This window comes from Rhodobacteraceae bacterium D3-12 (assembly GCA_025916135.1).
Lineage (GTDB): Bacteria > Pseudomonadota > Alphaproteobacteria > Rhodobacterales > Rhodobacteraceae > JAKGBX01.
Genome location: CP104793.1, coordinates 3,919,440 through 3,932,184 on the forward strand (window position 1 = coordinate 3,919,440; position 12,745 = coordinate 3,932,184).

At 62.1% G+C, this 12,745-nt stretch carries 10 protein-coding genes and 2 pseudogenes; 6 read left to right on the plus strand and 6 right to left on the minus strand.

Going from position 1 to position 12,745, the window contains the following annotated elements; translation table 11 throughout:
* Positions 1-66 precede the first annotated feature (66 nt).
* The 6 genes and pseudogenes from N4R57_19355 to N4R57_19380 all read left to right on the plus strand — a co-directional run bounded on the left by N4R57_19355 (position 67) and on the right by N4R57_19380 (position 5,960).
* Positions 67-1,037, plus strand: a pseudogene (locus N4R57_19355) (nitronate monooxygenase family protein).
* Complete coding sequence (locus N4R57_19360; GenBank protein UYV37095.1) at positions 1,030-1,695, plus strand: histidine phosphatase family protein; 666 nt, start codon at positions 1,030-1,032, stop codon at positions 1,693-1,695. The pseudogene N4R57_19355 and the gene N4R57_19360 overlap by 8 nt, the downstream one beginning before the upstream one ends.
* Positions 1,696-1,708: 13 nt before the next feature.
* Entirely contained in the window at positions 1,709-2,743 is a 1,035-nt protein-coding gene (locus N4R57_19365) for a phosphotransferase family protein (GenBank protein ID UYV37096.1), read from the plus strand.
* Between the two features lie 71 nt (positions 2,744-2,814).
* The gene (locus N4R57_19370) at positions 2,815-3,225 is read left to right on the plus strand and encodes a PaaI family thioesterase (protein UYV37097.1); all 411 of its coding nucleotides are present in this window, start codon (positions 2,815-2,817) and stop codon (positions 3,223-3,225) included.
* Positions 3,222-4,259, plus strand: a complete 1,038-nt coding sequence (locus tag N4R57_19375) for an NADP-dependent oxidoreductase (GenBank protein ID UYV37098.1) — start codon at positions 3,222-3,224, stop codon at positions 4,257-4,259. The genes N4R57_19370 and N4R57_19375 overlap by 4 nt, the downstream gene beginning before the upstream one ends.
* 273 nt (positions 4,260-4,532) lie before the next feature.
* Complete coding sequence (locus N4R57_19380) at positions 4,533-5,960, plus strand: serine hydrolase (protein ID UYV37099.1); 1,428 nt, start codon at positions 4,533-4,535, stop codon at positions 5,958-5,960.
* Between the two features lie 209 nt (positions 5,961-6,169).
* Here N4R57_19380 and ccoS read toward each other — a convergent pair whose 3' ends face one another.
* The 6 genes and pseudogenes from ccoS to ccoP form a co-directional block, all read right to left on the minus strand.
* Entirely contained in the window at positions 6,170-6,328 is a 159-nt protein-coding gene (gene ccoS, locus N4R57_19385) for a cbb3-type cytochrome oxidase assembly protein CcoS (GenBank protein ID UYV37100.1), read from the minus strand.
* Between the two features lie 5 nt (positions 6,329-6,333).
* Positions 6,334-8,517 (minus strand): annotated as a pseudogene (locus tag N4R57_19390) (heavy metal translocating P-type ATPase).
* 3 nt (positions 8,518-8,520) lie between these two features.
* The gene (locus N4R57_19395) at positions 8,521-8,991 is read right to left on the minus strand and encodes a FixH family protein (GenBank protein ID UYV37101.1); all 471 of its coding nucleotides are present in this window, start codon (positions 8,989-8,991) and stop codon (positions 8,521-8,523) included.
* Positions 8,991-10,496, minus strand: coding sequence for a cytochrome c oxidase accessory protein CcoG (gene ccoG / locus N4R57_19400; protein UYV37102.1), 1,506 nt, complete (start codon positions 10,494-10,496; stop codon positions 8,991-8,993). Before ccoG ends, N4R57_19395 begins: the two co-directional genes overlap by 1 nt.
* 53 nt (positions 10,497-10,549) lie before the next feature.
* Positions 10,550-11,434, minus strand: a complete 885-nt coding sequence (locus tag N4R57_19405) for a LysR family transcriptional regulator (GenBank protein ID UYV39623.1) — start codon at positions 11,432-11,434, stop codon at positions 10,550-10,552.
* A 438-nt stretch (positions 11,435-11,872) separates the two neighbouring features.
* Complete coding sequence (ccoP, locus tag N4R57_19410; GenBank protein UYV37103.1) at positions 11,873-12,742, minus strand: cytochrome-c oxidase, cbb3-type subunit III; 870 nt, start codon at positions 12,740-12,742, stop codon at positions 11,873-11,875.
* Between the last annotated feature and the right edge of the window lie 3 nt (positions 12,743-12,745).

Here is a 12,745-nt window from a genome sequence, read left to right on the forward strand (position 1 = left end):
AACCCCACCCTACACCCACCACGTAGGGTGGGGTTTCACCCCACCATCACCCAACGCGAGACATCAATGACCCTCCCTTCACAGCTCCAGAACCTGCGCATTCCCGTTATCGGCTCGCCCCTGTTCATCATTTCAAATCCCGATCTCGTCATCGCCCAGTGCAAGGCCGGCATCGTCGGCCCTTCCCCGCACTCAACGCGCGTGAAAAAGACGGCGATCCGATCCAGCTTGAAGCATGGCTCAAGCGCATCACAGAAGAGCTCGACGCCCACAATCAAGCCAACCCCGACACCCCGGCCGCCCCCTATGCCGTGAACCAGATCGTGCACCGCTCCAACGAACGGCTCGAACGCGATCTCGAGATTTGCGCCAAATGGAACGTGCCGATCTGGATCACCTCCCTCGGTGCGCGGGTCGAAGTGAACGACGCCGCCCATTCCTGCGGCGGGATCACCCTCCACGACATCATCAACAACCGCTTTGCCAAGAAGGCGATCGAGAAGGGCGCCGATGGCCTCATCGCCGTTGCTGCCGGGGCCGGTGGCCACGCCGGTGCGCTCTCGCCGCTCGCGCTGATCTCGGAGATCCGCGAATGGTTCGACGGGCCGCTGGCCCTCTCCGGCGCCATCGCCAATGGCCGCTCGATCCTTGCCGCCCGCGCGATGGGCGCGGATCTCGCCTATATCGGCTCGCCTTTCATCGCTACCGAAGAAGCCAACGCCGTGCCCGATTACAAGCAGATGATCGTCGATAGCGGCGCGGATGACATCGTCTATTCCAACCTCTTCACCGGCGTGCATGGCAACTATCTCAAGCCCTCCGTCGCCCGCGCGGGGATGGACCCGGACAATCTCGAAGTCTCCGACCCCAGCAAAATGAACTTCGGCGCCGACCGCGAGAAGCCCAAAAGCTGGAAGGAAATCTGGGGCTCGGGCCAAGGGATCGGTGCGATCACCGAAATCACCCCCGCCGCCACGCTTGTCGACAAGTTGGCAGCCGAATACGCCGCAGCACACAAGGCGCTTTGCAGTGGCTGAGTTTTTTCTTATCCGTCACGCACAGGCCTCCTTTGGAGCGGCCAACTATGACAAGCTCTCGGATCTGGGCCATGTCCAGTCGCAAGAGCTTGGCCGCGCCCTCAAGGCCCAAGGCGTCGCGCCCGATGCGTTCTGGATCGGCTCGCTCACGCGGCATCGCGAAACCCTTGACGGTATCCTGAACGGCATGGGCACGACCGCCACGCCCGAGGTCCACGCCGGGTTTGATGAGTTCGACTTCTCAGCCCTGCTTGACGCGCGCTACGCTGGCAAACCCGCGCCCGACAACATGCACACCGAACGCAAAAGCCACTTTCGCACCCTGCGCGATACCGTGCTGGAATGGGAGCGCGACGAGATCGCCGCGCCGCCCGAAACCTGGGCCGAATTCTCCGCCCGCACACAGGCCGCCCTGCGTGCCGCGATGGATCCCGACGCCGAACAGGTGCTCGCCGTGTCCTCCGGCGGCCCGATCGGCGCCCTCGTGTCACAGGTGCTTGACTGCGGCCCCGGTCAGCAAATCAAACTGCAACTCCAGACTAGGAATTGCTCTGTCACCCGTTTCGTCTACTCTGCCAAGTCTCTCTACCTGAGCGGGTTCAACGAAACGCCCCATATCAACGCCGCCAATTCCGCGCGGCTTCTGACCTATAGCTAAGGAGCCTCTCATCATGAGCGCAAACACGGCTGCCCAACTCGACACCGATGCCGTCGAAAAATACCTCACCGAACATTTGCCCGGCTTCAGCGGCCCGATTGAACTGCACAAGTTCTCGGTGGGTCAATCGAACCCGACGTTCCGGCTCACCACGCCCTCGGGCAAATACGTGCTACGTCGCAAGCCGCCGGGGGTGCTCTTGAAATCCGCCCATGCGGTTGACCGTGAATACCGGGTGCAAAAGGCGCTCTATGACACCGACGTGCCCGTCGCCAAAATGCACCTGCTGTGCGAAGACGACGATGTGATCGGCTCGGCCTTCTATGTCATGGAAAACGTCGAGGCCCGCCGCTTTGACCGCCCCGTGCTCGAAGAGCTGGCGCAGGGCGACCGCTACGCCATCATTGACGAAATGAACCGCGTGCTGACCACCATTCACAACGTCGATATCGACGCGGTCGGCCTGTCCGACTACGGCCCCCCCGGCAATTACTACGAACGTCAAATCGGACGCTGGGCCAAGCAATACGAAGCCTCCAAAACCGACGACATCCCCGATATGGACGCGCTGTCGGAATGGCTGCAATCCAACATCCCGCCCGATGATGGACAACGCACGCTGGTGCATGGCGACTACCGGATCGACAACATGCTGTTCCACCCGAGCGAACCGCGCATCCTCTCGGTGCTCGATTGGGAACTCTCGACCATCGGCCACCCCTATGCCGACCTCGCTGCCGTGATCATGCAGTGGCAAATGCCCTCGGATGCCGAAAGCCGCGGTCTCGCGGGGATCGACCGCGCAGCGCATGGCCTGATGAGCGATGAGGAATTCGTCGCGCTCTACTGCAAACGCCGTGGGCTTGATGGGATCGACGGGTTCGGCTTCTACCTTGCCTTCACCTTCTTCCGCATGGCGGGGATCATTCAGGGCGTGCTGAAACGCGGCCTTGATGGCAATGCCTCCAACCCGGAAAAGGCGCTGCGCCTTGGCAAGGCGGTTCCGCTCTTTGCCCGCGCCGGGCTTGACGCGGCGAAAACCGTCTGAGGCCCCCTTCTCCGCCCACTCCAACTCGCTCCCGGCTCGCGCCGGGAGCCTCGATTTGCAAAGCGAACGTAATGGACGATAAACTGCGCGAAGAACCTTATCCGTTTCAGGCCCACCTCGGCTTCACCATTGATGAATGGTCCGACGGTTACTGCCTCCTGACCCAGCCGATGGTGCCGCATCTTGGCAATCGCTACGGCATTCCGCATGGCGGTGTGCTGGCCACGCTGCTCGATACCGCCCTTGGCTATGCCTCCTGCTTTACCGGCGATCCCGACGACAAACAGCTCGCCATGACGCTCTCGCTCAATGTGCAATACCTCTCGGTCGGACGCGGAGAAAAGCTCATCGCAGAAGGCCGCAAAATTGGCGGCGGCAAAACCGTCGCCTTTACCGAAGGCACGGTAAAAGACGAAAACGGCACCCTGATTGCCACCGCAACAGGGACATTCAAATACCGCTCTGGAAAGGGAAAACCATGACCGATCAAATGCAATGTATCACCCTCGCCGCCCGCCCCGTTGGCGCGCCCAAAGACAGCGATTTTGCGCTCGAAACCCGTGACGTGCCTACTCCGGGCGCGGGCGAAGTGCTGGTGCGCGTTCACTACATGTCGCTCGATCCGTATATGCGCGGACGCATGGATGATGTGAAATCCTATGCCGACCCGGTGCCAATCGGTGGCATCATGGAAGGCGGCGGCGCAGGCGAGGTGCTGGCCTCGAACGACCCCAACTTCGCCCCCGGTGACATGGTGTTCGGCATGTTCGGCTGGACCACACATGGCGTGCAGCCCGGCAATATGCTGCGCAAACTCGACAATCGGGTTCCGATCACCACCTCGCTTGGCGTGCTGGGCATGCCCGGTTTCACCGGCTGGTATGGCCTGACCGAAATCGGCAAACCGAAAGCGGGCGAAACCCTCGTTGTTGCCGCCGCCACCGGCCCCGTGGGTCAGATGGTCGGCCAAGTCGCCAAGGCCCGCGGGCTGCGCACCGTTGCCATCGCTGGCGGCGCCGAGAAATGCAGCCTCGCCACCGAAAAGTTCGGCTTTGATGCGGCCATCGACCACCGCGCCTATGACGACGCCCGCAGCCTGCGCAAGGCGCTGGCCGAAGCCTGCCCCGATGGCATCGACATCTATTTCGAAAACGTCGGCGGCAAGGTGTTCGAAGCGGTCCTGCCGCTGATGAACCGCTTCGGGCGCATGCCTGTCTGTGGCATGATCTCGGGCTATAACACCGGCGCCCTTGGTGGCAACGCAGGCGACGGCCCGGACCGCTTCCCGATGTTCTGGCGCACGCTGCTGGTCAAACATCTGACCGCGACGGGCTTCATCATCTCGAACCACTTCGATCAGTTCCCCGAGTTCCTGAGCGAGGTTGTCCCGATGCTATCGGATGGCCGTGTCGCCTATCTCGAAGACATCGCCGAAGGGCTCGAAAACGCGCCGCGCGCCTTTACCGGACTGCTTGAGGGCAAGAATGTCGGCAAGCAAATCGTCAAATTGATCTAACGCGCGCGCGCCTTTTACGCGCCGCAAATCACCACGGCCCCGGCATTCAACCGGGGCCGTTTTGCTGTGTATGTCGCTTCGCCACATTCCCGCCACATTCGCTTATCTGGGGCGCGCTTTTGCACCCACCCCAACATCTGCCAAAATCAATCTCCTATCTGCTTGAAATCTAATCTTTTATTAAAAGGCCTCTCATGCTAGGTTCATTTCAGCAGAATAAATGCCAGTCGGAAAACCGGCGGCGATTGAGGCAGTAAAAAAAGGTAAGACACCATGCGCATGCGTGGCAGGCACCCCGTTCGCAACGGAATTTTCATCTTTGCAGCTATCTGGATGTTGGTCATCCTACCGCTTTCGGCGGCGGCCGCGCCCTATGCGGCGCTGGTCATGGATGCGCGCACCGGCGAGGTGCTGCATTCACGCAACGCCGATACCCGGCTTCACCCGGCATCGCTGACCAAGATGATGACGCTCTATATCGCGTTTGAAGCAATCAAACGCGGCGAAATCACCCTCGACACCAAGATCCGCGTTTCGCGCAATGCCGCCTCCGAGCCGCCGTCCAAGCTTGGCCTGAAATCGGGGCAACGCATCAAACTGCGCTATTGCATCCGCGCGGCGGCGGTGAAATCCGCCAATGACTGCGCCACCGCGATCGGCGAGGCGATTTCCGGCTCCGAAGCCAAATTTGCGCGCCGGATGAACCGCACCGCCAAAGCTTTGGGCATGACCCGGACCACCTTCAAAAACGCCCACGGCCTGACCGAAAAAGGGCACCTCTCGACCGCCCGCGATATGACAAACCTTGGTCGGCACCTGTTTTATGACTACCCGCAGTATTACAACCTGTTCTCGCGTCGCTCGACCAACGCGGGCGTGCGCGAAGTTGCGAATACCAACCGCCGCTTGCTCGCCGCCTATCGCGGGGCAGACGGGATCAAAACGGGCTATACCCGCGCGGCTGGGTTTAACCTTGTTGCCTCGGCTGAACGGGGCAAAGAGCGGGTGATCGCCACCGTGTTTGGCGGCCGCTCCTCGGCCTCGCGCAATGCAAAGGTGGCCGAATTGCTTGACCTCGGCTTCCGCCGCTCGCCATCCCGTGCGCCGGTCCGCAAGCCTGCTCCGCCGGTCTATGTCCAAGAAAGCCCCAAGAAACACGTGCCCGGCACCGCCGGCAAAACCATCCGCCTGCTCACCGCAGTCAAGAAAAGCCTGCGGCCACGGATGCGCCCCGGAACCAAACCCGCCGCTCCCGCGCCGGTCCTAGTGGCCGGGCTTCAGGACGGCATCAAAACCGCCCTGCTCGAAGCCCAGGCAGCACCAGCGCCCAAAGCCGTTGTCTCCACCAAGAAACCGGCCGTCACGCCCAAGGCACGCCCCAAGGACGTCGTGCTCGCCTCGGTTGCTCCGGCGGCCAAAGTGGACCCGGAACCCGAAATCGTCACCCGCGCCAGCGGCAAAGGTGGCAAGCATTGGGGCATCAATGTCGGTCGCTATGGCAGCCGCTATCAGGCCGAACGCGTCCTGCTGAAAACCGCGCTGAACGAGATGGAAACCCTCGACGGCACCAAACGCCGCGTGGTCAAACGCAAAAGCGGGTATGACGCGAATTTCACCGGGTTGAACCGCGATCTCGCCGAACTCGCCTGCCGCCGTTTACAGGCCCGCAACGTGACCTGCTTCATGATCGGGCCGGGATGACACCTTGCAGGAATTGCGCCGCCTAACGGCGTCGCCAAATCTCGACGGACCAGTCTCTGAGGGGTTGCGCCGCGCTTCGCGCGTCGCGAGGGGGCCTCGCTTTGCTCGGCCCCGACAAGGTGCAGCGCCAGCGCAAAACCATCGCGCCGGGGCGCATGTCTCTCCGTCGGATTTAGGTGTTTTTCCCAAGACAGAAAGCCGGTCGCGCCTTAGCCCTTGGGCTTGTCGTCATATTCATCCGACAGGATCCGGCGCGCATTGCCTTCGGGGTCGTCATATTGGTTGGACCGCACCGTAAAGACGAAAAACGCAAGGCCAAGGCCACCTAGGATCAGGGAAATCGGGATCAGATAGGTCAGGATGTTCATGGGCGTTACCTCAGCCGCAGGGCGTTGAGCGACACTGTAATCGAACTGGCCGACATGGCCAACGCCGCGATCAAAGGCGTGGCCAAACCGGCGACGGCCAAAGGCACGGCAATCACGTTATAAAGCGTCGCAATGCGGAAATTCTCGCGAATGCGGCGGATCGCCGATCCGGCTGTGGTCAGCGCATCGGTGATCGGGCTCAGGTCTCCACCCAGCAGCACGATGTCGCTGGCGACCCTAGCGGCGTCAAGCGCGCTTGCCGGGGAAATCGACACATGCGCCGCCGCCAGCGCCGCGGTATCATTCAGCCCGTCTCCGACCATCAGCACCCGCTTGCCCTCGTCGGAGAGCGCTTGCACCCGTGAGGATTTGTCAGCGGGCAGCGCCTCGGCCAGCCAATGGGGAATGCCAAGCCGCTTGGCCATATCCTCGACCGCGGCTGTGCTATCGCCCGACATGAGGTAGACCTCCTTGCCCGCCGCGATCAAACCTGCCACCGCCGCTTCGGCGCCATCGCGCAGCCTGTCGGTGAACTCAAACGCCTGCGCCGGGGCATCCCCCACGCGCAGCCAGGCCGCCGTGCGCGCCAACGGCTGCGCCTCAAGCCAGCTTGCCCGGCCCAACCGGACCTCCTGCCCCTGCCACAGCCCCTTGGCGCCATAGCCCGGCACTTCGGTGATCTCGCTCACCTCGGCCGGGGTAAAGCCCGCGGCACGCGCCGCCGCCAAAAGCGAGACCGACAAAGGATGCGAGGAGCCCGCAGCCAGCGCCATTGCGATCCCGATATCGCGCGATGACATCTGGTCAAGGTTGATAACCTCCGGCGTGCCAGCGGTCAGCGTGCCCGTCTTGTCAAACACCACCGTATCGACCTGTGCCAAGCGCTCAAGCGCGGTGGAATGCTTGATCAACATCCCGCGCCGAAACAACCGCCCAGAGGCCGCCGTGGTGACCGCAGGCACCGCCAACCCCAACGCACAGGGGCAGGTGATGATCAGAACCGCCGCCGCGATGTTCAACGCGGTGCGCATATCCCATGAGTAAAGATACCACCCGACAAACGCCAAAGCCGACAGGATATGAACCCCCGGCGCATAAAGCTTGGCCGCGCTGTCAGCCAGCGAGGTATAGCGCGAGCGGCCGCTTTCGGCGACAGCAACCAGATCGGCCATCCGATGCAGCGAGGTTTCGCGCCCCACCGCCGTGGCGCGGATCACCAGCGGCCCGGTCAAATTGACCTCTCCCGCCGAGACAACGCCACCCGGCCCGCCAAACGCCGGCACGGTCTCTCCGGTCAGCAGCGAGCGGTCGATCTCCGACTGCCCCTCGACGATCTCACCATCCACCGGCATCCGCCCACCGGGCCGCACCAGCACCAGATCGCCGACCGCGACCTCGGCCACCGGCACCTGTTTTTCTTCGCCATCCACCATCAGCACCGCGCGCGGCACCTCCAGCGCGGCCAGCTCTTCGGCGGCTGAACGGGCAATCGCCCGCGTGCGATGATCCAGATAGCGCCCGGCCAAAAGGAAAAAGGTCAGCGCCAACGCTGCATCAAAATAGGCATGTTCACCCGATAGCGTCGTCTCCCAAAGGGACGTCGCCACCGCCAGCAGGATCGCCAAGGTGATCGGCACATCCATATTCAGCCGCCCTACCCGCAACGCAGCCCATGCATTGCGGAAAAACGGCTGCCCGGAAAAAGCAATCGTCGGCAGGGTGATCGCAGCAGAAATCCAATGGAACATGTCGCGCGTCGCATCCGCCGCACCGGACCAAACCGCCACGCTCAACAACATCACGTTCATCGAGGCGAAGCCAGCCACCGCCAGCCGCATCAACAATTCGCGCCCGGCCTTGTCGGTCTCGGTTGCGCTCAACGTGCCCGCGTCCAGCTCATGCGCCTCATAGCCGATCTCGTCCAACACTTTGACCAAATCGGCGGGCATTACCTCGGGGTCGGCTTCGACTGTGGCGCGCTTCAGAGTCAGGTTCACCCGCGCGCTCTCAACCCCGGCGCCGCGGCCGTGGCCTTCTCGACCGCAACGATGCACGCCGAGCAATGAATGCCCGGCACGCTCAACGCGATGCGCACGTCTTTCTGTACTGCTTGCGCCGCAGCCCTCTGCCGCCGGAGCAACAGAACAGGCCGGACAGGCCGCAAGACCCGGACGCACCGTCACCGTCATGGCTTACCTCTGCACATGCATTTTGACCCGCTGGCGAAACTCCGTGCCGTCCTGCGCGATCGCCACCATGCGGATATCCCAATTGCCATCGCCAAGCGTCATCGGCGCGACATAGGCGGTGCCGTTGAACTTGAACTCCGGCGTGCGGTCGTCCTTGACCTGCGTCGGGCGGCCCAGAATGGCATCCAGCTCTTTGACCTCAACCGGCCCGTCGCTATCGGTGATCGACAACACAAGCTCCTGCCCCTGCAACTCGGCACTCACGGTCCAGCCAAGAGCAACCTGCGCCGCCTTGCGCTTGTTGAAATTCTGGCTGGCCACATAAGAGTTCTTGGCCTCCAACCCCGGAAAGGTCTTTACCGCGCTTACGGCAAGAACGAGGTTCACACCGATAATCACACCAAAGGCGGCGATAAACCCGATCAGCACATGCTTGCCGGTGATTTCGCGTGGTGTCTTGGTGGTCTCACCCATCAATTCGCTCTCCCGTTAAAGATGGTGTCCTTATAGGCGCGCTCGCCACTGATAACATCTTCCACCCAAAAGCGGAAATCGACGCGCTCGCTTTCTGCCGGGGCCGACCCTTTCGGAGCCACCACATACACCCGCACCGGAAGCGCCGAATCCGGCGGCACCGTCACGCTGTCATAGATCTGTCCCTCAATCGACAGCTTCAGCGAAAGATCACCGGTGACGGACATGCGGAATGGCCGCTCTTCGCCATGCTTGTTGCGCAGCTTGACCTCATAGACGTTGCGGATCGATCCGTCCGACAGCGCGACAAACGTCGGGTTGCGTACCGGCGCGACGGTCATGTCAATTTCGGCACGGATGAACAACGCCACCACAAGACCGATCCCCACCAGCGACCACAAAGCCGTGTAAAGCATGGTGCGCGGGCGGAACACATGCTTCCAGATGTTCTTGGCTTTGCCGCCCTCGCGCTCGGCTTTTTCATCGGTGAAGGCCATGTAATCAATCAAGCCGCGCGGCTTGCCGATCTTGGCCATCGTGTCATCACAGGCGTCGATGCACAGCGCACAGGTGATACATTCCAACTGCTGCCCGTCGCGGATGTCGATCCCCACGGGGCAGACATTGACGCAGGCCATACAGTCGATGCAATCGCCCTGCTCGGGATCCAGCTGACCTTTCTTAAGCTTGCCGCGTGGCTCTCCGCGCCACTCGCGATAGGCCACCACAAGGGTGTCCTCATCCATCATCGCGGCCTGAATCCGCGGCCATGGGCAGGCATAAATGCAAATCTGCTCGCGCGCGATCCCACCAAAGAAGAACGTCGTCGCCGTCAGGATCGCAATGGTCGTATAGGCAACCGGATGCGCATTCAGCGTCACAAGATCCCGCGCCAGCGTCGGTGCATCGGCAAAGTAAAACACCCACGCCCCACCCGTGGCCAGCGCGATCAAAACCCACGCGCCCCATTTGGTCATCCGCAATCGGGCCTTGCGAAAATCCCATTTCTTTTGTCGGTGCAGGCGCAGCCGCGCGTTGCGGTCGCCTTCGATCCAACGCTCGACAAGGATGAACAGATCGGTCCACACCGTCTGCGGACAGGCATAGCCACACCACACCCGGCCTAGCGCCGATGTGAACAGGAAAAGCCCCAGCCCCGCCATCACCAACAACCCGGCGATGAAGTAAAACTCATGCGGCCAGATTTCGATCCAGAAGAAGTAAAACCTCCGGTTCGCAAGGTCGATCAACACCGCCTGATCCGGCAGGCTCGGCCCCCGGTCCCAACGGATGAATGGCGTCAGGTAATAAATCCCCAACGTCACGGCCATAATGACCCATTTCAGGTTTCGGAACTTGCCATAGACCTTCTTGGGAAAGACTGGCTCGTGCGCAGCGTAAAGCTGCTCTGGTTCGGCTTGGGACAAGGAATCACCCCGGCTATTTGCATTCGGTTTGTGTGCTTCGTTCTCACAGGTTGGCAGGCTGACGACATTGACCTGCATCAAATTCTATATCTTTGGCACATCAATTAATCTGGGTCGCCCGCCGGCAAATGTCACGCCCCGTGCGGCGCGGTCTTTTGTCGCCTCAGCCAGCGGATCACCGTCTTGACCGTCGCGCGCTGCACGCCGGGGCGCGTCACGATGAAGTAATGCTTGTCCAGAGGGTCTTGGAACAGCACCCGCAACCGCCCCGCGATGATCTCGTCCTCGACAAATGGCCGCGCGAGGATGGCCACCCCCTGCCCCGCCCGCGCCGCCTCCAGCATCAAATGACCGGGCAGCGCGGTCACCCCGCGCTCCAACGCCTTTTCCACCCCGTTCTGCGCCAGCCACCGGGTGGATTCGTTAAACCCCGTCTCATGCAGCCACGGAAACCGGGTCAGCTCCTCGGGCCCCGAAATCTCGCCATCCCCGACAAGCGAACGCGCCGCCGCCACCACGATCGGTGCCGCCATCAACGGCTCCACCTCCAGCCCGGCCCAATCGCCCAGCCCGTGACGAATGGCAATGTCCAGCGCGCCCGCTTGCAGCGACCTGACCTCGGGGCTTGCGTCAATCATCAGGTTGACCTCCGGGTGACGCGCCCGCAAATCCGCCAGCCGCGGCATCAGCCACGCCGACGCGAATGTAGGCGAGGCCGAAATCTGCACCGGCCGCGCCGCGTCTTCGCCGGTCAGCTCGCTGATCGCCTGCGCGATGGTGCCAAACCCCTGCTCCAGCGCCTGCGCCAGCCTGTGCCCCTCAGGCGTCAGCACATTGCGCCGCCCCGCACGATCGACCAGCGGTATGCCCAGCCGCTCCTCCAGCGCGCGCAACTGCTGGCTGACGGCCGCATGGGTCACATTCAACCGCCCGCCCGCCGTGGTCAGATTGCCCGCCTCGGCAAAGGCGGCAAAGGCGCGCAGCGCGGCCAGAGGGGGCAATCGGCTCCAATCAATCATTGTAAGTTAAGCTTACATATGGACATGCGGTTTGACTCACGGGTTTGGGCGTCTTGGCGCATGATAACAGGCATACCCTCAACCCGAAAGGTAAAGCCATGCTTTCAATTTTCGCCGACGCATTTCTGACCGCCACCCGCCAGTCTCCGCATGTCAAACCGCGTTGGGATGCACCCGCACACTGGCGTCGCCCCGAACCCGAACCCCGCACTGAAAGGAACCCCCGCCATGATTGATCCCGTCGTCTTCCACCCGAAACTCTGGCACCAATTGCAACGCCCCTTCCCCCTGACACGACAAAGCCCGCCAAAACGGCGGGCTTGACGGAACCTCTCGGTTCTAGGAGAAAGTTGGCACCGGCCTTCCAGGAAACGCGCGAACAGGACGGAAGAACCGGTGCCGTATCCGGGGGGCTCGCGCCCCCCGGAATTCGTTTTATTCACCACCTCCAAGCTGGTGAACATAAGTGGCCACGGCGCGGATCTCCGCTTCGGACAGGCGCGTGTTCCAGTTCGGCATCACGCCGTAACGGGAGTTCACAACCGTCTCTTTGATGGCGCCGTAATCACCACCATAAAGCCAGATCGCATCGGCAAGGTTGGGTGCACCCTGCTCGCGGTCGCCGGTGCCGTCTTCCATGTGGCACGACGCACAGTTCTCCTCGAACACCACCGCGCCTTCGGTCACCATGCCCGCATCCTGCGGCGTACCGCTCAGCGACATGACATAGTTAACGACCTGCTCGATCTGCTGCGGCTCCAAAAGCTCATCCCGCCCAAATGCAGGCATCTCAGAGTAGCGCGTATCGTCGTGATCCGGGCTGCGGATACCATAGGTCAGCGTCGTGTGGATCGCTTCCATGTCACCCCCCCAAAGCCAATCATCGTCTTGCAGGTTGGGATAGCCAACGGCCCCCGCCGCACCCGATCCGTGGCACTGTGCGCACCACGTCTTGAACACAGCAGCCCCCGCCGACACGGCATAGCCCTTAAGCTCGGCGTTGCCATTGATCGAGGCAAGCTCAACCGAGGCGAGCTTGTCGTTCATCGGAGCGTTCTTCTCTTCCGCAGTCTTGATCTCTGCGGCCACATCGGCCCGCGTGGACCAGCCCAGAACACCCGCCGTTGCGCCTTTGATCCCCGGCCATGCCGGATAGGCAACGGTATAGGCGATCGCCCAAATGATCGTGGCGTAAAAGGTCCACAACCACCACCGCGGCAGCGGGTTGTTGAACTCTTCGATCCCGTCCCAGCTGTGGCCCGTGGTATCCGGGTCTTGGGGAGTTTGTTTAGGTTTCTTTGCCATGTC